This is a genomic window from Nostoc sp. DedVER02, from assembly GCF_034530675.2.
Classification (GTDB): domain Bacteria; phylum Cyanobacteriota; class Cyanobacteriia; order Cyanobacteriales; family Nostocaceae; genus Nostoc.
This window is the reverse complement of the sequence record NZ_JAVRCP020000014.1, coordinates 20,304-44,170: the sequence shown is the minus strand read 5'-3', so window position 1 is coordinate 44,170 and position 23,867 is coordinate 20,304. Positions and strand designations below refer to the sequence as shown.

Sequence of the window (23,867 nt, the reverse complement as noted above, 5' to 3'; positions counted from 1 at the left end):
CCCTGCCCCCTGCCCCCTGCCCCCTGCCCCTTGCCTTTTCTTTGAAGCTTTGTTAAAGAGGACATGCCACAATTAATTTTAGGCTGCCATTCCTTTCATTTACATCCCGTATTCAATAGTTAGGATGCATGGCACGATTGCATTTCTCCATTTTTAATTTTGCAGAAAGTTGAGCCAGTCCCTTGTGTACTTCGCCACTCAAGGAAGCTGGAGTGCCATTAAGGTTTGCCGATCTAGCAAACTTTTCTAGCTGAATTTTAAATTTGGAATTACCCAGGCGTGCTAAACCATTAAATAAATATGCTTAATATGAGTTTTGCACTCCCCACGACCGTTAGCCAGATGTTTGGGCAAAAAACAATTCGACCGCTTACTGCTGCTACCCTGTGTGGCATTACTTTCATTAAAGATAGACTCCTTGCTATTGATAGTATTAAAGGGCATCTACTAGAGATTGATCCCACCTCTGACAACAGCAAAATTATCAACCCCCATCAAGTTAAAGAATTTATCGATGTCACTGGTATAGCGGTGTGGGAAAATACCCTTTGGGTAAGCCGCGAAAATAGTGTTTACTTGTGCAATCTCAATGCTTTGGGTTTAGAACATTTTGTGACATTGCCTTATCCGGCTGACGGCGTTGCTGTTTGGGAAACAACAGTTTATGTCAGTTCCCAAAGGCTGGGCTACATTCTGATTTATGACCGCGAAACCCGAAAAGAGATTACCAGATTTTATGCCCCTGGAGTTGGGATAGAGAATTTAGCTGTAACCCAAGAAATGCTATGGATTTGCGATCGCACTGAACAATCAGTTTACGCGATGGATAGGGCCACAGGAGAACTGCAATTTAGTGTCCTGACACCCTTTGAATGTCCTACAGGCATTGCAATTCATAAAAATGACGAAACAGGCGAAGAAACTATCTACGTTGCTTATGCCTCAGAGGAAGCTTATATTCGGGATAATCCTAATGCCGATCCGAGTCATGAGCTAACCTTCCGCGATCGCACTTTTATTCATCCCCTGTATTATCATTACCAGCCAGATAAGCGCTACGCCCTCTCTAACGGCTATCTGATTGAAATGTCTTATGCCGAGGAAATTGCCCCCTTAGATGAGGTTTATTTACCTGATGTAGAATGGCGCATCGCCCTACCATCAGAAACTGAGCGTCAAAAGGTCAAACACGTTGAACCAATTGGTATACCCTTTATTGAAGAAGTGATAGAAGGGCAGCGTGTAGCAGTCTTCAAATTCGATTCTCTTGCTCCAGGAGAACGGCATATATTTGGCTGGAAAGCACTTTTAGAAGTTCGAGGCATTAAATATCGCATCACACCCAGAGATGTAGAAGATATACCTAAACTTTCTCCAGAATTACAAACGCGCTACTTAGTAGATGACGACGATTTAGCAATGGATACTACCATTGTTCGCCGTGCTGCTAGAGAAGCCATTGGTTCTGAAACCAATGTGCTGCGGAAAATGCACAACATCCGCAACTACGTCTACGACCAGTTATCATACGGTATTAAACCTTACATTGACACGCCAGATATCGTTTTAGAACGGGGCGTTGGTTCCTGTGGCGAATATGTCGGACTTTTACTTGCCCTCTCGCGTTTAAATGGCATCCCCTGCCGCACCGTAGGTAGGTACAAATGTCCTCCCCATAGCGACTTACTAGGAGTGCCACTACAACCCGACTTTAATCACGTTTGGCTGGAGTTCTACGTTCCGAATATTGGCTGGTTGCCAATGGAATCAAATCCTGATGATATCGGTGAAGGTGGCCCTTATCCGACGCGCTTTTTTATGGGCTTATGCTGGTATCACATTGAAATTGGTAAAGGTATCACCTTTGAAACCGTGACAAGTCAAGGTGCGCGGCTAACGAAAGAAGATATCCCCATCGGTGATTTAGCGATAAATCATATTCGGTTCACAATTCTTAAAGAATTACCACCCTTTTGAATTTGGGCATTGGGCATTGGGCATTGGGGAAAGACTTACTGCTACTTATCCTCTGCTCCCCATTTCCCTCATTTCCATGCCCCAATTAGCTATTAATTCTTAAACTTGGCAGTGGATACGACTGATGTTGCTTAAAATCGGCAAATTCACAGATTGAGTTGAATGGGCAAAAGCGACAATGAGAACCAGGATTTGGAGGAAAAATTTTACTAAAGCTAGTATTTCCGTCGTGATATTTTTGCAAATCGTATTGATGCTTATGGGCAATATTCGCTAACTCAAATTTTAAGGATTCTAATTCACTATTATTGATGCTAATTAACTCAGACTTTTTACAAATTTCTAAATTATAAAATGATGCAACAGCTTCCCGCCCAGGGTAAAGATATCGAGCAGCTAATAAGTAAACTAATGCCTGTCGTTTGTCAAAAGCTGACTTACCAGTTTTGAAATCTAAAATATGTAAAGTGCTATCAGACTCAATGAAAACGCAGTCCATAGCAGCATATAAGCGAAAGCAATAATCTTCTTGTTCAACTACTATCGGTTTAGGAAAGCCTTCATCACCCGGAGTTAATTGGATAATATCTTTATCCAACAGTAACGGCGCATCGTGATATTTCTTCAAAATTTGCAGCACTCGTTGCTGAACTTGAACGGTTGAGTGGGCTAATTTAAGTAACTGTGCAACTCTTTCTACGCCATCTGCTTGCTTCAACAGATAGCTGTGATGATGAAACTCATAAATGCCTTTTTGGGCGAGTATACCAATCCTCTGGGGTGCGGTGGCTTGCCCTAAAAGAGCTTTGACTTTTGGTTCGTGTTGCCGCGCTTTGATAAACCCCCGTCTCATCTGGCAATGCCAGCGTTCTTGCCCAGTTGCTGGGGCAACTAGAGACCAAAGGTGATAACTGGCAAAAGGTCGATCGGGGGTTGACATTGCTCAGAAACAGTGAGAGAAAATACGGTGGGAGAAGTTTAAACTAAGGCTTCCCTAGAAAATAATTTCGGAGGATACTTGCTGCTAAACATACTTTACGGGAAGCTTTTATAGTACTGATAATGTACGGAAGCAAGTGGCAAAAATGTCCAGCAAGATTAAATTTGGCACTGATGGATGGCGAGGGATTATTGCCGATGATTTTACTTTTCCCAATGTGCGGAAAGTAACAAGAGCGATCGCCATTTATTTAGAAACAGCCTATACAAAAAATAGACCAGTACTTATTGCCTACGATACTCGCTTTTTAGCTGAACAGTTCGCCCAAGCAGCAGCCCAAGTACTGGCTGACTTGGGTTGGATTGTAAAAATTACTAATGGGGATTGCCCTACACCAGTAATTGCCTACAACGCCCGTCACTTAAATTCCTCTGGCGCGTTAATGTTTACTGCTAGTCATAATCCTGCACCCTACTGTGGAATTAAATATATACCCGATTATGCCGGGCCTGCCACTCCAGAGATTACTGATACTATTGTGGCAAATATAAAAAGCGCATCGGATGATTTGCCTGGGAGCAAACCATCAGGTTCAATTTCAATTTTCGATCCGAAACCAGATTACTTGCAATTTATCTACACTCTACTTGATGTAGAACGAATTAAAAGCGCTAATTTAAAGGTAAAGTACGATGCTTTGTATTCTACCTCTCGCGGCTATTTAGATGAAGTTTTGCAGCAGAGTGGCGTTCAGTTAGAAAGTTTCCACAATTGGAGGGATGTTTTATTTGGGGGTGGAATGCCAGAACCCAAAGGAGAACAATTAGTTGAGTTAGTGGAAGCAGTAGTCCGCGATCGCGCTGATTTGGGTTTAGCGACGGATGGAGATAGCGATCGCTTTGGTATCGTTGATGAACAAGGAAATGTCCTTACTCCGAATACTGTGCTGCTAGTTCTGGCACGTCATTTGCTCAAAAACAAAGGTAAAATCGGCGCTATCGTCCGCACTGTGGCAACAACCCACCTACTGGATAACTTCGCTGCTAAAAATGGATTGCCAATTTATGAGACAGCAGTTGGTTTTAAATACATTGGTGAAAAAATGCGCGAAACTGCCGTATTAATTGGTGGAGAAGAATCGGGTGGTTTGAGTATTATCGGGCATATCCCCGAAAAAGACGGGATTTTAGCCGATATGCTGGTGGCAGAAGCGATCGCTTATGAAGGCAAACCGCTAAGTCAGATGGTGGCAGAAGCGATCGCTGAAGCTGATGGCCCACTTTACAACAATCGTTTAGACTTACACCTCACGGAGGCGCACAAAACCGCCGTCATGGACTCCTTTACTAAAAATCCACCTACAGAGGTAGCAGGAATTAAAGTCAAGGAAGTAGGGCGTAAAGATGGTATTAAGCTGTATCTAGAAGAAGGTAGCTGGATTTTACTGCGTCCTTCTGGGACAGAACCATTGGTGCGCGTCTACCTAGAAACCAACACTCCCGAAAAACTCACCAAAATCGCGCACGAGTTAGAGAGTGTGATTGCTAAATTAGAGGCATAAGAATTGTGAGTTAAGAGTTGTAAATTAACAATTATTAACTTTTAACTACTATTAACAGTTATGAGTTCTAAATTAATAACTTCTAAGTTCTCACTCCTGTACAGACGCGATTAATCGCGTCTCTCTTCAATCAAAATATGAAAATCGCTCCTTTTTTGACATCTCTAGTTGTATCGGTTTGGGTAATTGCGATCGCTATTATTTCAGTCCAAAATGCCACACCCGTATCGTTAAAATTCTTAACATTTCAATCGATTCAAATACCAATGGGTTTAGTACTGGCTTTTAGTGCCGGTGTAGGGTTAATTGGTATGGCACTGCTGCAACCTCTCTGGGGACTTGCTGGTATTGGGCAGCGTAATTCTCGATTGGAAGAGGATGCAGAATTTTTTGTTGAGGATGAAGACTTTTGAGGATTGAATAGCTATGCAGTAACAAAACATTATTACGATCAAACCAGGAAAACGAGGTAAAGTTAGTGTTGGATGAAGACTGGCTACCGGAAGCAAGCGATATTTGATAAGTGTAATTGTGACTGTGTGGGTAATAGTGCTAATCTGGATAGCGCTTTGAGGTGTGAAAAACTCGAAGAATTTCTACTGACTCTTCTTTGACTCGATAAATAACAATATATGGCGTGCTAGGAATTACTAGCTCCCTTGTACCTTCTATACGTCCAGTTCGCCCCATAAAAGGATAATTCTCAAGTTGACTGGCAGCAAGTTGAATCCTCAATATCACTTCCTGCGCTGCTTGTGGATTCTCTTTGAGGATGTAGCTATGGGCTTGTTCCAAATTACGAAGCGCACGACGCAGCCACTTAATCTGCATTGGTAAGCTTTGCAAAAGTCGCTTTTACTTCTTCATCACTAGCAAAATCTCCAGCATCCGCTTCAGCAATCCCCTTTTGAATTTCCTCGATTTGCCACTGATACATCTCTAGATAAGTGGCTACTGCCTCATTAAGTACGTAGCTACGATCGCGGTTTATTCCAGCTGCGATCGCATCAAGTGCAGCCTTCTGATCGCTATCTATCCGAAACGTAATATTTTCTTTGCCCATTATCTTATGAAAGTTGTATTGCAATATGTTGTATTGTAATATATTGCAAGGCAAGATGGTTATAGTGGCGATCGCTATTTTCTCAAAGCGTTTGTAGCCTGTAAGCCTTGCACTACACAAAAAAAGCCTGACAATACAGGCTTTTTGGAAACTTTTAGCAAAGCGATTGCACCTGTGGCTAACACCTCATGCAATGGACAAGCGATGTCTACGAGGGGCTACTCCTACGCACTCGGCTTGACGCTAGAATATTAGTCGCAATCTTGTAGAGATGATTGGTAATGAAAATTAAAGCAGTTATCTGGCAAGAAGACGGTGTGTGGTGTGCTTCTGTACCTGCCCTACCCGGATGCCACACTTGGGGAGACAGCTATGAACATTTGTTAGAAATGCTGCAAGATGCAATTCAAGGTTGGTTGAAAGTTGCTAGCGTTTGAAAAGCATTATGAAAGATGCTGGACTTACCGAAGAAGATTTGGACTAAGAGCGATCGCAATTATCTAAAGTTCACACAACAGCAGTTAAGTTGGGCAGTTTTGGGTTAATTTTAGCTTCAGATAATCAATGAAATCCAGAATTTCTGTATCAGTGAGTTGTAGACGCGATCGCTTGCCATATTTCTGCTGTAAATACTCCCTTCCCTGCTCTGGAGTCCAATTTAATTGAGCTAAATATGTGTCAGTTTTAGCTATAAAAATATCACGCGGTTCAGGCGTTTTTATATTATCAATTGCTTCTGATTGAGATTGATTTGTCTCTTGATTAAAATTATGAATATTATTAATTTTTAAACTTAGTCTTTGTCCTAAAGCTTGCCAATCTAATTCCTTATGTCCATCCCAACTAACACCTACAGAACGATAAGTTATTGGATCGTAAATTTTGCAAAAAACTACATTACTGTCTCCAGGGCTAACGGCTATCGTTAGTGGATTACACAATTCTTTATAAGTAAGGACATCTAAAGATAACAATAAACTTTTGGAAAAGAAGGAGTCGCTACCTGAACGGATAATATAAGGTTTGTCTGCCAAAATATATAAATCGTTCTTTTCAACTGGCCCGAATTTAGTTTCAACCTTTTTATTAACTTCTATCTCTGTAATTATCCCAGTCAAAGCTCTCTCATAAATTGGGATGCGTTTTTCATCTTCAGCAAGCATATACCAGCAGTGATCCGATTCTTTGCTCACAAAAACATATTGAGGTTTTGGGACTGCTCCAAATCCTAATTTAACTTCCATATTTCGATGCAGGTTTTGGTAAATATATTTATTGAGCAACCAGCCATTACGATTTGTACCATCAAGTTATAAGTTGCTTTATAGATATCATTCCCTAGTCAACAAGCTAATTAACACTAAGGCATCAAAAATTCCGAAATCTGGTGAATCTATAACAAGGTTTCTGGATCGACACCTAGCGCATTCAACCTTTCAATTAACATTTTCACTTTTTGTTCTGCTTCCACCCGTCGCTGTTCTTCAAAAGCTGTGTGTTCTTCCGCTTCCCTAATGCGTTCTTCTGGTGTTAGCAATCTTTGCCCTTCCTCGTCATACCAGTACAGCCATTCCCGCACTATACCTTGATAAATTCCTCGTTCTCGCCCAATTCCTAAACCAATTTCTGGTAGCCAAACGGGATTTCCTGATATTAAGATATATTCCCCATCAACTAAGTGATACACTTCCAAAGGCGACTTTTTCCGCCGCAGGGGACTATACACAACGTAGTACAAAATTCCTAAATCTTTGGCATAAAATTCTTTCTTGATGCTATATTCTTCTCGATATATTTGAGAAACAACTTCTAGTGCTAAAATTGGCAGTTTCTTTTCTTCCCACAGCACATAACTTAGGCGTAAATCCTCATCAATGACACGTTTAACTCCTAAGCTGAGAAACCCATCAGGGACAATGGCTGGTTTGTCTGGGTGATAATAGATACCCATATCAACACCAAAAAACCAATCCCAGCGATCGCACCAAGCCAAAGCAAGTGTAGTTTTCAACAAGCCAGGAATTAAATTTTGGAGTTCATTATCCACAGGGGTATCATTTGAGTCGGGCAGCTCTTCGGAAGATGGCAAACAATGGAGTGGATTGTAGTTTAACATGAGCGGTTTTGCCAAATCTGATTCTAGGTAGATGGTAGGTAATCTATTGATGTGCGATCGCAGCGCCAGAATAAAGAACCATTTTTAGCGATAGCTTTTCATCATTCTCAATAGTGAAAAGCAATTACAAGTGTATTTTTTTAATTAAGTAATTTTTCGGTACTGTCTACGAGAGTGTCTAACCCACAATAGCAAAAAAGGGTGGAATATTGTTCAACTAGAACATTCCAGAAGTCGCAGAGTATTCAATTTCATGGTGAATTTGGTAGCTGGGCTGATTACCTATACCTACCAGGAGAAAAAGCTTTTTCTCAACCTTGACTCCGAAAAAATGGCGTAGCTGGAACTTAGCTGATTTTTAGCCCGATTTTTGAATCGTACTTAAGTATCAGATATGTCACCACAGATCCATTCACGAATTTTAATCAAAAACTTCTTAACTGTTTTTTTGCCATTATCAGCCTTAGTTGGGAGTGTTGTCGGAGCTATCTACTACCAACAGGTACAAACTGAAAAAGTTGTATTGAAAACAAATGAACTCAGCAAGGTAGATTTACAAACAAAAGTAATTAGCGGAGACTTCCATTCGGTCGTCTCAGATTTGATGGTTATCGCTAAACAAAATGAGTTACAAAGAATTTTAGAAGGAGTGGATGGAGAACAACAGGCACTTTCTAGAGAATTCTTATTATTTTCTCGATATAAAAAACTTTACGACCAAATTCGCTTTTTAGATGAATCGGGTAAAGAAGTTGTCAGAGTCAACTTCAAAAAGGGTGAACCAGAGATTGTCCCCGAAGAAAAACTGCAAGTGCAAGCAAAGCGTTACTGGTTTAATGACACTTTGCGACTGAACCAAGGAGAAGTCTTTGTCTCTCCCCTTGACCTGAATATTGAACGAGGTCAGGTTGAACAACCCCTCAAACCAATGATCCGCTTTGGTACTCCCGTTTTTGACAGCCGTGGACAGAAACGAGGCATTGTAGTGTTAAATTATTTTGGCGCTAAACTGCTCGACAATTTCAATCAAGCTTTCGCTAATGTCCCTAGTCAGGGAATGCTGCTGAATGCTGATGGTTACTGGTTAAAAGGGGCGAAGCCTGAGAATGAATGGGGATTTATGTTTAGCGATCGCAAAAACCGCACTTTTGGCAAAGCTTTTCCCCAAGAATGGCAGCAGATTTCTCAAAAAGAATCGGGACAATTCCTAACTGCTGAGGGAATGTTCACTTTTGCTACAGTCTACCCGCTTTTTGAAGGGCAAAAATCTAGTACGGGAGCGGGACAGGCTTTTGCACCGAGCCAAAATCAAATTAATACCAAATCCTATCATTGGAAAATTGTCTCATGGGTGTCACCAGAAATGTTGACGACCAAATCAAACCGATTTTTGAGTCAATTGCTACTTCTATATGCTGGTTTAGTAGCATTAATTGGCATTGGTTCTTGGCTACTAGCGAAAGCTAGTGTCAATCGTCAGATGGCCCAGTTAGAGTTAAGGCAGTCTGAAGCCCAGTTGCGAGAGCTAGTTGAGCGGGAAAAAATTCTTAAAACTCGTCTATCTAGTCAAATTCGCAACTCACTGGATCTGAATACGATTTTGAGTACAGTCGTGGGTGAAGTTCGAGAACTACTCCAGATCGATCGATGCCAGTTCCTTTGGTGTCATCAAGAAGATGAATCTACTAGCTTTGAACTGAGTCAGCAAGCCTGCGCTCCCGACTTGCCAGAACCCTTGGGCTGTTCTCCTATTCAGAATGTGGAAGCGCTGAGTGAGGCTGTTCTCCAAGGGAATCTGCTTTGCTTTGATGATATTGCGACAGATCCCTGGCTTGATTTCAAGAATCGGAATTTACTGGTGACATTGGGTTTTAAGTCTCTACTAATAGTTTCGGTTCAAACTCAGTCGGGTTGCTTGGGTGTGATTGTCTGCGAACATAGTAGAGCGCTGCGTTCTTGGAGCGATGAAGAGGTAGAACTAATTCGAGATGTGGCTGACCAATTAGCGATCGCCATTGACCAAGCCCAATTGTATAATCAAAGCCGTGCTGCCACTGCTGCTGCTACTGCTCAGGCAGAACAACTCAACAAAGCTTTGCATAATTTAAAACAGACTCAAGCTCAACTGATTCAAACTGAAAAAATGTCGAGTTTAGGTCAACTAGTGGCTGGGGTAGCTCACGAAATCAATAACCCAGTTAACTTTATCTACGGTAATCTAACCCATATAAGTGAATATACGCTGGGCTTGTTAGAACTGGTAGAACTCTATCAAAATTCAAATCCTAATTCAACACCTGAAATACAAGCTTATATAGAAGCCATCGACCTTGACTTTATGGCTGAGGATCTACCTAAAATTTTAGTTTCAATGAAAATGGGAGCTAATCGCATTCGGGAAATAGTTCTATCCTTGCGAAATTTTTCTCGACTTGACGAAGCGGATATGAAGCCTGTCAACATTCACGAAGGTATTGATAGCACATTACTAATTTTACAAAATCGCCTCAAACAAATGCCTGGAAATGCCGGAATTGAAATAGTAAAAGCTTATGGTGATATCCCTTTAGTGGATTGCTATGCTGGGCAACTCAATCAGGTGTTTATGAATCTCATTAGTAACGCCATTGATGCCCTAGATAGTTATAACAATCAGCGAACTCTGGAAGATATAGAAGCTAACCCCAGCCAGATTGTAATTCGTACTGAGTTACGCAACCCAGATCGCATAACTATACAAATTGCAGATAATGGCCCTGGCATGACCGAAGTAGTTAAGCAACGACTATTTGACCCTTTCTTTACCACGAAACCCGCAGGTAAAGGCACTGGATTAGGATTGGCAATTAGCGCTCAGATTATCACAGAAAAACACAATGGAGCTATTTGGTGTATTTCCGAACCAGGACAGGGAGCAGAATTTTGGGTTGAGATTCCGATTTGGCAAAGTTCTAAACTAGCTACTGTAAGTACTGCTACTCTATCCAAAATTTGACAAATGAATAATGACGACGGGCTACGCCTACGCGCTAATTTTGATAGCCCTTGGAAAGAAATTATAGAAGCTTATTTTCCCCAAGCAATGCATTTCTTTTTTCCAGAAACTTCTGCATTAATTGATTGGGAACGTCCCTACCAATTTCTAGATAAAGAATTTCAGCAAATAGCTCGTGAAGCTGAACAGGGTAAACGATATGCCGATCAATTAGTCAAAGTTTGGCAAACCCAAGGGGAAGAACTTTGGTTATTAATCCATGTTGAAATTCAGGCACAAAAAGAAGATAACTTTGCCAAGCGGATGTTTACCTACAACTTTCGCATATTTGACCGCTTCGATCGTCCAGCAATAAGCCTTGCAATTCTCTGCGATTCAAACCGCGAATGGCGACCAAGTAATTACAGTTACAATTATCCCAATACTCGCTTAACTTTTGAATTTGGCAGTATTAAACTTTTGGATTACGAAAATCGCTTTCACGAGTTAGAAAATAGCGATAATCCATTTGCAACTGTCGTCATGGCGCATTTGAAAACGCAGCAGACGCGCTCATCACCCGAACAACGCAAAATATGGAAATTTAGTTTAATTCGCAGACTATATGATTTGGGCTTAGAAGAGCAGGATATTCGCAATCTATATCGATTTATCGATTGGGTTATGATATTACCAAAGGCATTGGAAAATCAGTTTTGGGAAGAGTTTAAACAATTTGAGCAGGAGCGGACTATGAGATACATAACTACAGGTGAGCGCATCGGCTATGAGCGAGGAAAACAAGAAGGTAAACAAGAAGGTAAACAAGAAGGTGAACGACAGCTTATTTTAAGGTTACTACAAAGACGAGTGGGAGAATTATCACCAGAATTGCAAGATCGCATCCAATCTCTTTCTTTAAATCAATTAGAAACCCTTGGCGAAGCTTTGTTAGATTTTACTGCTATGGAAGATTTGCTTAACTGGTTGCAAACAAATCAATCAGCTTAAAATCTATTTTTATTAAAAATGTAAAAAATACATCTACTCACTTGTCGATACAGGATTTTTTAACTCAGTTCAATAATTTATTACATTACCAATAAAAAGTTACGAGTGAGTAACAAAAAGGGCAGGTATTAAAACCCGCCCTCAAAGCAATAAATATTTCAACTAAACTAGCGATCGCAACTTAATTACCAATCTTTGGCGCACTCAAAGAAACCTTTAGTGTGTCGTCTTTTTGCTGTGCTAATGTCGGTACGGAATCACGCAATCTTGCAGTCAATTGTACAGTTGTCGCGTCATACATTTGAGTCAGCAATTTTGGATAGAAACCGATACCAATAATTGGAATTAACAAACAAGCAATGATAAATACTTCACGGGGTTCGGCATCTATCAAAGCTTGGTGAGAAACTAATTCCTTGTTTTCTTCCCCGTAGAAAATTTCTCGCAACATCGACAGTAGATAAATCGGAGTTAAAATTACTCCCACTGCCATCAAGAATACTACAATGACTTTGAAGGTAGAGCTATAAGCATCGCTAGTAGCAAAGCCGACAAACACCATTAATTCTGCCACGAAACCGCTCATCCCTGGTAATGCCAAAGAAGCCATCGAACAGGTAGTGAACATGGCGAAAATTTTTGGCATTCTCTTCGCAACACCGCCCATTTCATCCAACATCAGGGTGTGGGTGCGATCGTAAGTTGCGCCAACCAGGAAGAACAAACTCGCCCCAATTAATCCGTGCGAAACCATTTGCAATACTGCCCCACTCAATCCCAAATCGGTGAAGGAGGCAATACCAATCATCACAAAGCCCATGTGGGAAATTGAGGAGTAGGCAATTTTTCGCTTTAGGTTGCGCTGGGCAAAGGATGTCAAGGCAGCGTAAATGATATTAACTACCCCCAAAACCACCAACACTGGTGCAAAATAAGCGTGGGCATCGGGGAGCATTTGGGCATTCATCCGAATTAAGGCGTAACCGCCCATTTTCAAAAGAATACCTGCCAATAGCATGTGTACGGGTGCTGTAGCTTCACCGTGGGCATCAGGTAGCCAGGTGTGCAAGGGAATAATCGGCAACTTGACGGCGTAGGCAATCAGGAAGCCAGCATAGAGGGCTAGCTGGAAATTCAGGGCGAAATCTTTTAAGCCGAGCGATCGCATGTCAAACGTCACCGTATCGCCGTAAAATCCCATTGTCAGGGCAGACAGCAAAATAAACAGCGAACCGCCTGCGGTGTATAAAATAAATTTGGTCGCTGCATACTGCCGTCTTTTGCCTCCCCAAATCGACAGCAGAAAGTATATCGGTACTAGTTCCAGTTCCCACACCAGGAAAAATAACAGCATATCCTGGACAGCGAACACGGCAATCTGACCGCCATACATCGCCAAAATCAAGAAGTAAAATAGCTTGGGCTTGAAGGTGACAGGCCAAGCTGCTAAAATCGCCAGCGTGGTAATGAATCCAGTCAAAATAATTAGGGGCATGGACAAGCCATCTGCCCCTACTGACCAATTCAAATCTATTTGGGGTACCCAGGGGTAACTTTCCACCAACTGTAAATCTGGATTGGAGAAATCATATCCAGTATAAAAAGCATAAACAATTAGTGCAAAATCTATCAGCCCTACGATGAGGGAGTACCAGCGCACTGTTTTGCCTTCTTTATCCGGGATGATGGGAATCAGTAGTGAAGCGGCTATCGGCAACAGAATAATCGTCGTCAGCCACGGAAAATTAGCTGTATTCATCACAATTCATCTGCTATCAAAATCATGTTTGGCAAAAAGTCACTAGTTATTAAGTAACAGCTTTTTGAGGATTTCGTCTTCCTCGTTAGGTTGATTTAATTAAATTGGCAATCCCCTATTTTTCCTCTTGGGAGTCTTTTTTGACATTTGGGGGTGCGGGATGTGTGTTGTGATACTCTCAGTCAAGTCAAAAATTTACCCTAAAAAAGTTGGTAAAATTATAGCTTAGGGGTGCGATGTCTACGACAAGCCGCTTTACGTCTACGCGTAGCCTAACCTATCGCTAAAAATACACGATGCTGTATGCGTGGTTCTTGAAAAAAGCGATTTGGTGCAAAAATGCATCAAACAGGAAATAACCATAATGATAATGGCACAAATTAAAAGTCAAATTCGTTATCTCACTAACGTAGATGGAGAAACAACAGATGTACTCGTCCCTATAGAACTTTGGCAACAGCTTATAAGTTCCATAAATTCTGATAACAACAGTGGTTTAGCTTGGATTGATGAACAAGAGCCAAAAGCACAAATATTAGCCGATTTGCAAGAGTCCGTGCGACAAGCAGCAGTAGGACAAACTTTCCCAGTTTCAGAGCTTTGGGACGATATCGAAGCCTAGATTTATGGCAGAAGTTCGCTTTACATCTCCCTTCAAACGCCGTCTCAAAACTCTGACTAAACGCTATCGCCAAATTCAAATTGACATTCAACCCATTATCGATCAGCTAGAGGCTGGAAATTTTATCGGCGATCAAATCTCTGGAATAGACTTGACCGTTTTTAAAGTTCGAGCAAAAAACAGTGATATCCCGACAGGTAAAAGTGGTGGATATCGGGTGATTTATCAAGTTGTCTCACCTGAATGCGTCTTACTTCTACTCATTTATGCAAAATCGGATCAGGCAGATGTGAGCTTAGAAGAGATTGAAGATGCAATTAAAAAGACATAAAAAATCATATTCTGGGAGCATTTTGTTTATGTTACAACAGTGTGATCACCAGATACTTAGCATCTCAAAGACATGGCACTCAAAAAAGTTAGTCATTCTCACACCTCTGCCGAAACACCTGAAGCACTTTTCCGAGATATTAAAAATAAAAAATCCCAAGGTTTGATTTCTCACCAAGCTGACATACTTAGAAAATACTGTCAGCCAGAAACTCTTAATCTACCAGATGTTGCTTTACAACTTCCAACAGGTAGTGGTAAGACAGGAGTCGGGCTTTTGATTGCAGAATGGCGGCGTTGCCGTTTTAATGAAAAAGTAGTCTATCTATGCCCTACTGTTCAGCTTGTGAATCAGGTTGTTGAGCAATCATCAACTATTTTTGGGATAAAAGCAAATGCTTTTACAGGTAGACAGGCTGAATATTCCCCTACTATCAAAGCTGAGTATACTAATGCAGAAACTATTGCTGTCACTACTTATAGTGGTTTATTTAACGCAAATCCTTTCTTTAATAACGCCGACATAATAATTCTTGATGATGCCCATGCTGCCGAAAATTATATAGCAAAATATTGGTCTCTTTCAATTGAGCGCAATAATCCCAAACACAGCACTCTTTTTAAAGTTTTAGTTGCGGTTATGCGTGAGATTGTTCTCGATCCAAACTACTCTAGGTTGATGTCTAACTCTTCTCCTGATTTAGGAGATATCCAATGGGTTCAAAAGATACCTACTCCGTCCATGTATGAAAGACTTGAAGAAATAACTACAATACTAGATACACATATCAATGATATAAAGGATTTAAAGTATTCTTGGTCTTTTATCAAAAATCACTTATTTTCATGCCATATATACAGCAGCTATAACTTTATATTAATTCGTCCTATTTTACCACCTACTCGTACTCATCAACCATTTTCTACTCCTAAACAACGCATATATATGTCTGCTACATTAGGAGAAGGAGGAGAATTAGAAAGGCTTGCAGGTACAGAAAAAATAGTTCGTTTACCAGTTCCAGATGGATGGGATCAACAGGGCATTGGTCGTCGCTTTTTCTTTTTTCCAGAAAGATCACTTAATGAAGAAGCTGCACTCAAGCTAGCTATAGATATGATCAAAGAAACACCAAGAACACTCGTCCTTGTCCCAGATGATCCTACTGAAAATAAACTTGCAACACAGATATCTACAGCAACTAGTTATAAAATATTCAATGCTAGGGAAATCGAGAAGTCAAAGCAAACTTTTATATCTGAATCAAAAGCAGTAGCTATAGTTGCAAACCGATATGATGAGATTGATTTGGGAGGTGATGAATGTCGTCTATTAATAGTAAAATGAATGCAAAAAGCAACAAATCTACAAGAGAGATTTCTTGTGACGCGAATGCCAGCAAATATTCTTTTTAATGATCGTGTATTAACTAGAATTGTTCAGGCAGTTGGTCGTTGTACAAGAGCAGATAACGATTATTCCGCAGTAGTAGTGCTTGGAGAAGAATTGAATAGTTTTTTAGTAGATAAGAATAAAAGAAAGTTTTTACATCCAGAAATTCAAGCTGAGATAGAGTATGGAATTGAGCAATCTAAAGATATTAAATCATCAGAATTTATTGAGAATTTGCAAATTTTTCTAACACATAAAGAAGAGTGGAATGGAGCAGAGAAGGATATTATAGATTTGAGAGATAAATTAGAACAATCTCAACTTCCAGGTATAGAAAAATTACAGGCATCTGTTGCTCATGAAGTTAGATATCAAAACGCACTTTGGAGTGGCAATTTTGAACAGGCAGTTCAAGAATGTAGTTCTGTATTAAGTTCGCTTAGTGGAGATGATGTTAAAGGATATAGAGCCTTTTGGTACTACCTTGCTGGAAGTGCAGCCTGGATGGCGGCAAAACGTGGTGTAGCTTCTATGGAAGGAGTAGCACGGAATTTCTTTAAGCGTGCTGCTTCTACTACTGAAGGAGTTAGTTGGCTGTATCAACTCTCTAGGTTGAATTTAGAAGAAAATCAAGAAAATCAAGCTGATAAATTGAGACTGACTTCTGTAATTGAAGCACTAGAATCACAATTGTCACTATATGGCAATTTCAACGATAAAAAGTTTGAAGCAGAGGTAAAAGCAATTCTTGAGAATCTCCAGAGAGTGAAAGATACTCAGGAAGACTCCAAAGCCTTTGAAAATGGGCATGAAAGATTAGGGCGTTTATTGGGTTATGAAGCTCGAAATTCAAACGGAGATGCTGATCCAGATCCCTGGTGGATTGCTGATGATGACTTTTGTATTGTATTTGAAGACCATTCAACTGATAATCAGGGAAATTCACTAGGAGCAAATAAAGTTAGACAAGCCGCTTCACATCCTAACTGGATTAAAAAGAATATTCCGTTACTTCGCAAAGAATCAGAAATCATACCTGTTGTGGTTACACCTTGTAAAAGTATCACCAGTGGTGCAGAAAATCATACACAAGATGTGTGTTATTGGAATCAGCAGGATTTTCAAGCTTGGGCTGAAAAAGCAATTACTGTAGTACGTGAGCTAAAACGTAGTTTTCCTGGTGAAGCTAACTTGGAATGGAGAAAACTTGCTATGCAAGCTTATCAAGATAATGGTCTTGACCCAGCATCCTTAGCAAAAAATTTACGGGATCATAAATTAGCTAATCTCCCAATAATTGGATAGTTAAAAGGTAGGGGTGGACGATCGCCCACCCCGATTAAAATCAGGTAACACCAAAGACAATCACTAAGCCCAAAACCGCCCCAAACACAATCAAGGCATAGAATTGAGCGCGACCGTTTTCTAGGTACTTCAGACCTTCACCACTGACAAGGGTGAAAAAGCCTGTGAGGTTAACAGCACCATCTACAACGCGGAAGTCAACTTCCATAACTTGTCTGGCTACGCGACGCAAGCCGAGGACAAAAACCCGATGGTAAATGTCATCAAAGTACCACTTGTTGAGGGATAACTCATAAAGTGGTTGGATTTTAGCAGCGATCGCAGCCGGATCAATTTTACGGCTCAAATACATCAGCGAAGCCAGGGTAATCGCAATCAAAGAAATTCCGACTGAAGCACCCGCCATGATGTAGAATTCCGTCGGATTGAACTCAGAAGCCTTTTCTATAACTTCGGAAAGGGTTTCACTAGGAGGAAAGATAAACTCTTCAAAATAATTGGCGTAGGGAGTTCCCACCAAACCAATCAAAATCGAAGGCACAGCCAACAGTGCCAACGGCAGCGTCATTGTCCAAGGCGATTCGTGGGGGGAGTCGCTGTGATGCCCGTGGGAGTCATGGGAATCATGATGCTGACTAGTTGCCGCCAATTCTCCTTTCTTCATCGCCCCAGGCCCAAAATTCGGGACTGGTTCTTCTGACTCTAATTCCAGGACAATTGTCGCCGCAGCTTTCTTAAGTTTTTCCTTGATTTTCTCGTCAGTACCCCGGAATTTGCCTTCAAATGTCGAGAAATACATTCTAAACATATAGAAAGCCGTAATCCCAGCAGTCAGCCAGCCGATAAACCAGAGAAATGGGTTAGCTTCAAAAGCCTTCCCTAAAATTTCATCTTTTGACCAGAAACCAGCAAAGGGTGGAATACCAGAAATTGCCAAGCAACCAATTAAGAAGGTAGTTGCTGTGACAGGCATATACTTTCGCAGTCCACCCATCAAGCGCATATCTTGCGCTAAGGCGGGGTCGTGTCCAACGACACCTTCCATACCGTGAATTACTGAACCTGAACCCAAGAACAGCATCGCCTTGAAATAGGCGTGGGTCATCAGGTGGAATAGTCCAGCACTGTAGGAACCTATTCCCATTGCCATCACCATGTAACCGAGTTGGGAAATGGTGGAGTAAGCCAAGCCCTTTTTGATGTCGTTTTGGGTAATGGCAATGGTTGCCCCCAAAAACGCCGTAAACGCCCCAGTAAAGGCAATGACATTCATTGCGGCTGGAACGTCTTCAAATACTGGGTACATCCGGGCAATCAGGAAAACACCAGCCGCCACCATTGTTGCTGCGTGAATCAAGGCAGAAATGGGGGTGGGGCCTTCCATCGCATCTGGTAGCCAGACGTGGAGGGGAAATTGGGCTGATTTTGCAACTGGGCCTAAGAAAACTAAAATCGCAAACAGGACAGCGAGAAAATTGCTGATAGAACCTGATTCGACGAGTTGGGCGAGGCGATCGCCCATGATATTAAAATCAAAGCTTCCTGTTGCCCAGAACAGCCCCAAAATGCCGAGTAATAGACCAAAGTCGCCCACGCGGTTGGTTACAAACGCTTTTTGAGCGGCATCTGCTGCTGACTTGCGATCGAACCAAAAGCCGACCAGCAAGTAAGAACACATCCCGACCAGTTCCCAGAATATGTAAACTTGTACTAGATTGGGGCTGACCACCAGACCTAACATTGATGAGCCAAACAAACTGAGATAGGCGTAAAACCTCACGTAACTGGGATCGTGAGCCATGTAGCCATCAGTATAAACCATGACTAAACAGGCTACCGTTGTGACAATCACCAGCATTAGGGCTGTCAGGTGGTCAATAGTGTAGCCCATGCTCAGGTGAAAATTACCTGCTGCTGCCCATTCCAAGGTACGGGTATAAGACGGATGTCCTTGGATTTGACTCCATAGCAAGGCAAATGACAGCACCATAGCTGCTGCCATCATGGAGATAATCACCACAGCGTTCAGCTGCCGGAGGCGGTTTGTCACCTGATTCAACGAGATTAACCCTAGACCGACCAGCATTGCCCCAAGAAGAGGGAACACCGGAATCAGCCAGGCATACTGATAGATTACTTCCATCACTGACGCCTACTTTTAGAATTCTTGATTTAGCGTGTCGAAACTGTTAATAATTGTGACACACACCCTTTAGGATAAAATAACCCACCCAAGACTGAGTTGGGTGGGGTGTTAAGCATGGTTTTATATTTGGGAATTGGGAATGGGGCATTGGGGATTGGGCATGGGGCATGGAGGCAATATGAGAATGAATCACCTCTCTTCTTTCTGCTCCCTATTTTCTATGCCCAATGCCCAATCCCCAATGCCCATTAAGCAGACCGATACTCTAAGTCCACTGTTTTTGAACTCTTGTAGATTTTCGGGTAACTGCTGTAGCTGGCTTTAATCTCTTCTAAAGCAAGCCGTAAATCTTCTCTGCCGCGAAAGCATTCCAAGCGATGGCGAACAGTGCCATTTTCAATCAATAGTAAAGTTGGCAGTGACTTTAGCTTATAAGTAGTAGACAATTTAAAATTTTGATCGGCGTTAACTCCAACTAATTTAATTTCGTCCCCACATTGGGCTTGAAATTGCAATAACAGTGGATGGATAATCCGACACAAGCCACACCAAGGTGCTTCAAAGTTAACTAAAACAGGAATAGGAGATTCTAAAACTTCTTGAGTAAATGTCCGCTCACTAACCGACAACACCATGACGCCTCTTGGATTATAAGGTTTTTTATCAAACTACTTATCAGTACTGAAGTGAAGGATTGGTAAGTCAGTAACTGCCGATAGATGCTTTCAGGAACTAAATCTCAGGACACAGAATAATTGGGCAAAAATTCAGCGTGTTATGTGTCTCTGACATAAAAAGCCAGCGCGACTCTCACGGTGGCTTTTTCGGATACTAGACTCCTGATTGCTGTGGCCGCCTGGGAATTTGACTAAATCTGCCATTAACTCCCCAGAAAAGACAACGGGCCTTCAACTACCAATATTAAATCTTAAGCTGACTAAACGCACCCCCACTGATAGATGTTTGAATTTATCCTACATTGATTTGGGGCAATTGATAAGCTGAAATTTCATCTATTTCATCTATTTAAGATTTTCTGCTGACACTGGGGATCGCTTAAATTTCCCATTTTATTCTACCAGTTGCTTCCATCAACAGAGGATGCGACCACCAAAGCAAAGCAATAAAAATGGCAACTCCCAAATAAGAAGGACGAAGAAATTCCTCCCATAAGATAGATTGACGGCCGTCAATAATTGCTTTAAAGGGAATAATTGAAGTCCGTTGTTTGGCAATTTCAAAGGCTTCTCCATAGCGATCGCTCAAACGGCGATCACCGTGCCAAACCCCAAACAAATGATGCAACACCAATCCAATGGAAGTCACAAGGGTAAAAGTAGTTCCCAGCCAGAGAGTATGGGCAACACACCAAATTATTTGTCCCACCATTTGGGGATGACGGGTAATCCGAATAATTCCAGTTTCGTAGAGATGAACTTGGGGCTTTTGAATGGCAGCGATTTCTAGTAGATTGAAGGTAGCAGGATATAAAAACAAAAACGAGATCGCTGACAGCAGCCAAACAAACTCTCGCACTCCTGGCACTCCTTGTACCTGCCAAAGTTGCAAACCATCATAGCGGTGCCCAAAAAAGTAAATAATTAAGATCACAGCCAACGGGAGGCTGACTAATGCAAAAAAAATGCGATAAAGCCTTGGGCCAATATACTTTTCGGCCCTTGGACGCAAAGCAGCGCCTCCACTGTGAGCGATCGCAAATACTATTTGTAACCCCAGTATGACAAAATGACTGGGTGTAAACCAAGAAATCGGCAGCATATAAACGGGTGAAGTAATTTAAAGAAAATTGAATTCAGTACAACCAATACCACAAAGTATTCCAAAGGAGACTTTAGTCAAGATGTTGTGCTACTGTCTTTTTCGAGTCAAGCCTTCAAGTTTAATATGCAACAAATCATGCGCGGCTGATTGCTGCCAAACCTTATTTGTTGTGTGCATTTGCTCCTTTCAATGTTTGTGGGTTGAGCCTTATGTCTGACCTTCCTTTCACTTTAGATCAGTTACGGATTTTAAAAGCGATCGCTCAAGAAGGAAGCTTCAAGCGCGCCGCCGATAGTCTTTATGTCTCCCAACCTGCCGTTAGCTTACAAGTTCAAAATCTCGAGCGGCAGCTAGATGTCCCTTTATTTGACCGTGGAGGACGACGTGCCCAATTAACGGAAGCAGGGCATTTACTCCTGAATTACGGTGAAAAAATCCTCAGTCTGTGTCAGGAAACCTGCCGTGCTATTGAGGATTTACAAAATCTCCAAGGCGGTACTTTAATTGTCGGTGCTTCTCAAACGACTGGTACTTATCTTTTGCCCAAAATGATTGGGATGTTCCGACAAAAATATCCAGATGTAGCAGTGCAATTACACGTCCACTCAACTAGGCGAACTGCTTGGAGTGTCGCTAACGGACAAGTCGATCTGGCGATTATCGGCGGTGAAATTCCTGGCGAACTGTCAGAATCTTTGGAAGTTCTTTCTTACGCTGAAGATGAACTAGCGCTGATTTTACCTGTCTTTCACCCATTTGCCAAACTTGAAACAATCCAAAAAGAAGACCTATATAAATTACAATTCATTGCCCTAGATTCCCAATCGACTATCCGTAAAGTCATCGATCAAGTGCTAGGACGCTGTGAAATTGATACCAGACGTTTTAGAGTTGAAATGGAGTTAAATTCCATTGAAGCAATTAAGAATGCCGTGCAATCTGGTTTAGGGGCTGCTTTTGTTTCAACAAGTGCGATCGCTAAAGAATTACAAATGGGTGTTCTGCACCGTACCCCTATTGAAGGGGTCGTTGTTAAACGGACTCTGTGGTTGATTTTTAATCCCAATCGCTATAGATCCAAGGCCGCAGAAGCCTTTAGTCAAGAAATTTTGCCCCAGTTTGCTAACCCCGGATGGAGTCAAGATGTGTTAAAATTAGCACAAAAAAACATTGTAGTAACTACATTGGATATAGCAATACCCGCCTCTTCTGGCGAAGACTAAAATCTAGTTACTCAATTTTGGATTTTAAATTTAAGATTTTGGATTGATCCCATAGCAAAAGTGGGGCTTGAGATCGTGAAATTATTTGATTCATCTCCACGAATTCATCCAAGGGTATAAAGCCAACTTTTTAGATTTTGGATGAAAAATTGTTTCTTAAATCCAAAATCTAAAATCTAAAATCTAAAATTGGTCAGGTTATTAGTCCTTTGTTTTTTTGTAAATGACTAATGACTAATCACGAAAATGGAAGTTTACTGTACTCGTCCCCGTTGCCCACGCCCACAAAACTATTTTGCTGATTTAGATGATATTACGACCCTGAAAACAACGCAGCAAAAGTACTGTACTACTTGTGGTATGCCACTGCTGCTAGATGGTCGATATGTGCCTACGAAGTTGCTGGGAAGGGGCGGGTTTGGAGCCGCGTTTTTGGCACGCGATCGCCGAATTCCGGGAATGCGTCAATGCGTAGTTAAGCAGTTTCAACCAGTGGGTAATTTAACCCTAACTCAACTGCATCAAGCACAAATAATGTTTGAGAGAGAGGCAGATGTTTTAGCACAACTTGGTAACGATCACGAACAAATCCCTGACTTGTTTGCCTTCTTCCCAGTAATAATTAATAGTTCGCAATCAGGACAAGAAGATCAATTTTTTTATTTAGTACAAGAATATATTGATGGGCAAAATTTAGAAGAAGAATTAGTTCAACAGGGCAAATTTTCTGAACACCAAGTGTTAGAGGTGTTGCAAGAAATCTTGAAGGTGCTAAAGTTTGTCCACGAACGGGGTATTATCCACAGAGATATTAAACCCTCTAACATTATGCGCCGTCGTGATGGGAAACTTTTTCTATTAGATTTTGGTGCAGTTAAACAAGTGACAAATGTTGCACTAGGGGCTGCTTCTTCCACAGGAATTTATTCTATGGGATTTGCACCACCTGAGCAGATGGCAGGGGGGCAAGTATTCCCGTCTACAGATTTATACGCTTTAGCTGTAACCGTTATTACCTTGTTGACTAATCAAGAAGCAATTCAACTATTTGATGCCTATAGCAACCAGTGGAAATGGCGAGAGCAAGTAAATGTTAATCCTCGCCTTGCTGACATTTTAGATAAGATGCTGCTACCTGCTGCTAATCAGCGTTTTCAGTCGGCACAAGAAGTTCTAGATGCACTTTACTCACAGCCTCTAGCTGCTACACAACTTAATTCGCCTTCTGTAACACTTCCGCCACAATCACCTAAAAGTTCTAATCCTGTCGTTTCCCAGCCTCCACCAACTCAGCCAGCGTTCTCTACAGTGGAATTATTGGGTGGGGCGGCATTTAGTGGATTTGAAGGGGCATTAATAGCGATCGCCCTCTTCAGTCTAGTACAATCACCAATAGCTACTTTAAGCGTTGCATCTGTAATTTTGGCGATACTGGTATTTGCCCAAACCAGGCGATGGATTGAAAAGTTCGATTTATTAATTATTCCAACAATTACTTTTGCGATTATTTTTTTTATTCCCTTTTTACAAGGAGGGCTTGGCATTCAAGCAGTGATTATTTTATCAGTTGCAGCAGCTTTAGTAGCAATTTCACTAACAGCCATATTTCGACTTATTTATAAATTATTATCTCTCATCCTTTAAAAAACTCCTGGTGCTAACAGC

21 protein-coding genes are annotated in these 23,867 nt (G+C 41.4%); 12 read left to right on the top strand and 9 right to left on the bottom strand.

Annotation, left to right across the window (positions count from 1 at the left end):
- The first annotated feature begins 309 nt into the window (after window positions 1-309).
- Complete coding sequence (locus tag RMZ41_RS15855) at window positions 310-1,977, top strand: transglutaminase family protein (RefSeq protein ID WP_322644980.1); 1,668 nt, start codon at window positions 310-312, stop codon at window positions 1,975-1,977.
- Window positions 1,978-2,062: 85 nt separating this feature from the next.
- Here RMZ41_RS15855 and RMZ41_RS15850 read toward each other — a convergent pair whose 3' ends face one another.
- Window positions 2,063-2,917: a PD-(D/E)XK nuclease family protein gene (locus tag RMZ41_RS15850; RefSeq protein ID WP_322644979.1), complete on the bottom strand. Its 855-nt coding sequence runs from the start codon at window positions 2,915-2,917 to the stop codon at window positions 2,063-2,065.
- A 145-nt stretch (window positions 2,918-3,062) separates the two neighbouring features.
- Between RMZ41_RS15850 and RMZ41_RS15845 the strand changes: the two genes are divergently transcribed.
- Together RMZ41_RS15845 and RMZ41_RS15840 are read left to right on the top strand one after the other, a co-directional pair.
- Window positions 3,063-4,478 (top strand): phosphoglucomutase/phosphomannomutase family protein, encoded by a 1,416-nt coding sequence (locus RMZ41_RS15845; protein WP_322644978.1) that lies wholly within the window; start codon window positions 3,063-3,065, stop codon window positions 4,476-4,478.
- Between the two features lie 137 nt (window positions 4,479-4,615).
- The gene (locus tag RMZ41_RS15840; protein ID WP_322644977.1) at window positions 4,616-4,891 is read left to right on the top strand and encodes a LapA family protein; all 276 of its coding nucleotides are present in this window, start codon (window positions 4,616-4,618) and stop codon (window positions 4,889-4,891) included.
- Window positions 4,892-5,030: 139 nt separating this feature from the next.
- Here RMZ41_RS15840 and RMZ41_RS15835 read toward each other — a convergent pair whose 3' ends face one another.
- Together RMZ41_RS15835 and RMZ41_RS15830 are read right to left on the bottom strand one after the other, a co-directional pair.
- Window positions 5,031-5,309: a type II toxin-antitoxin system RelE/ParE family toxin gene (locus tag RMZ41_RS15835; RefSeq protein WP_322644976.1), complete on the bottom strand. Its 279-nt coding sequence runs from the start codon at window positions 5,307-5,309 to the stop codon at window positions 5,031-5,033.
- Window positions 5,299-5,661, bottom strand: coding sequence for a CopG family ribbon-helix-helix protein (locus RMZ41_RS15830; RefSeq protein WP_322644975.1), 363 nt, complete (start codon window positions 5,659-5,661; stop codon window positions 5,299-5,301). Before RMZ41_RS15830 ends, RMZ41_RS15835 begins: the two co-directional genes overlap by 11 nt.
- A 161-nt stretch (window positions 5,662-5,822) precedes the next feature.
- On the opposite strand from RMZ41_RS15830, the gene RMZ41_RS15825 reads away from it, so the two are divergent.
- A complete protein-coding gene (locus tag RMZ41_RS15825; protein ID WP_322644974.1) occupies window positions 5,823-5,978 on the top strand; it encodes a type II toxin-antitoxin system HicB family antitoxin in 156 nt (51 codons plus the stop codon).
- 84 nt (window positions 5,979-6,062) lie between these two features.
- On the opposite strand, the gene RMZ41_RS15820 is transcribed toward RMZ41_RS15825, so the two are convergent.
- A complete protein-coding gene (locus RMZ41_RS15820; RefSeq protein WP_322644973.1) occupies window positions 6,063-6,785 on the bottom strand; it encodes a hypothetical protein in 723 nt (240 codons plus the stop codon).
- 149 nt (window positions 6,786-6,934) lie between these two features.
- On the bottom strand, window positions 6,935-7,657 hold the full coding sequence (locus tag RMZ41_RS15815) for a Uma2 family endonuclease (RefSeq protein WP_322644972.1): 723 nt from the start codon (window positions 7,655-7,657) through the stop codon (window positions 6,935-6,937).
- 394 nt (window positions 7,658-8,051) lie between these two features.
- Between RMZ41_RS15815 and RMZ41_RS15810 the strand changes: the two genes are divergently transcribed.
- Entirely contained in the window at window positions 8,052-10,652 is a 2,601-nt protein-coding gene (locus tag RMZ41_RS15810; protein ID WP_322644971.1) for an ATP-binding protein, read from the top strand.
- A 3-nt stretch (window positions 10,653-10,655) separates the two neighbouring features.
- Complete coding sequence (locus RMZ41_RS15805) at window positions 10,656-11,642, top strand: DUF4351 domain-containing protein (RefSeq protein ID WP_322644970.1); 987 nt, start codon at window positions 10,656-10,658, stop codon at window positions 11,640-11,642.
- Between the two features lie 181 nt (window positions 11,643-11,823).
- On the opposite strand, the gene RMZ41_RS15800 is transcribed toward RMZ41_RS15805, so the two are convergent.
- Complete coding sequence (locus RMZ41_RS15800) at window positions 11,824-13,401, bottom strand: NAD(P)H-quinone oxidoreductase subunit 4 (RefSeq protein WP_322644969.1); 1,578 nt, start codon at window positions 13,399-13,401, stop codon at window positions 11,824-11,826.
- Window positions 13,402-13,765: 364 nt separating this feature from the next.
- On the opposite strand from RMZ41_RS15800, the gene RMZ41_RS15795 reads away from it, so the two are divergent.
- The 4 genes from RMZ41_RS15795 (at window position 13,766) to RMZ41_RS15780 (ending at window position 17,051) form a co-directional block, all read left to right on the top strand.
- Window positions 13,766-14,023, top strand: a complete 258-nt coding sequence (locus RMZ41_RS15795) for a hypothetical protein (RefSeq protein ID WP_322734513.1) — start codon at window positions 13,766-13,768, stop codon at window positions 14,021-14,023.
- Between the two features lie 4 nt (window positions 14,024-14,027).
- Window positions 14,028-14,354, top strand: a complete 327-nt coding sequence (locus RMZ41_RS15790; RefSeq protein ID WP_322644967.1) for a type II toxin-antitoxin system RelE/ParE family toxin — start codon at window positions 14,028-14,030, stop codon at window positions 14,352-14,354.
- A 72-nt stretch (window positions 14,355-14,426) separates the two neighbouring features.
- Complete coding sequence (locus RMZ41_RS15785) at window positions 14,427-15,701, top strand: DEAD/DEAH box helicase (protein ID WP_322644966.1); 1,275 nt, start codon at window positions 14,427-14,429, stop codon at window positions 15,699-15,701.
- Window positions 15,702-17,051, top strand: coding sequence for a hypothetical protein (locus tag RMZ41_RS15780; RefSeq protein WP_322644965.1), 1,350 nt, complete (start codon window positions 15,702-15,704; stop codon window positions 17,049-17,051).
- Between the two features lie 40 nt (window positions 17,052-17,091).
- Here the strand turns inward: RMZ41_RS15780 and RMZ41_RS15775 are convergent, their stop codons facing one another.
- The 3 genes from RMZ41_RS15775 to RMZ41_RS15765 all read right to left on the bottom strand — a co-directional run bounded on the left by RMZ41_RS15775 (window position 17,092) and on the right by RMZ41_RS15765 (window position 20,976).
- Entirely contained in the window at window positions 17,092-19,194 is a 2,103-nt protein-coding gene (locus RMZ41_RS15775) for an NAD(P)H-quinone oxidoreductase subunit 5 (RefSeq protein WP_322644964.1), read from the bottom strand.
- 251 nt (window positions 19,195-19,445) lie between these two features.
- Window positions 19,446-19,832, bottom strand: a complete 387-nt coding sequence (locus tag RMZ41_RS15770; RefSeq protein WP_322644963.1) for a thioredoxin family protein — start codon at window positions 19,830-19,832, stop codon at window positions 19,446-19,448.
- 421 nt (window positions 19,833-20,253) lie between these two features.
- On the bottom strand, window positions 20,254-20,976 hold the full coding sequence (locus RMZ41_RS15765; protein ID WP_322644962.1) for an NnrU family protein: 723 nt from the start codon (window positions 20,974-20,976) through the stop codon (window positions 20,254-20,256).
- Between the two features lie 212 nt (window positions 20,977-21,188).
- Between RMZ41_RS15765 and RMZ41_RS15760 the strand changes: the two genes are divergently transcribed.
- Window positions 21,189-22,202 (top strand): LysR family transcriptional regulator, encoded by a 1,014-nt coding sequence (locus tag RMZ41_RS15760; RefSeq protein ID WP_322644961.1) that lies wholly within the window; start codon window positions 21,189-21,191, stop codon window positions 22,200-22,202.
- A gap of 246 nt (window positions 22,203-22,448) precedes the next feature.
- Window positions 22,449-23,846 carry a serine/threonine-protein kinase gene (locus tag RMZ41_RS15755; RefSeq protein WP_322644960.1) on the top strand — a complete coding sequence of 466 codons (1,398 nt, stop codon included), beginning with the start codon at window positions 22,449-22,451 and terminating at the stop codon, window positions 23,844-23,846.
- Window positions 23,847-23,867: the final 21 nt, after the last annotated feature.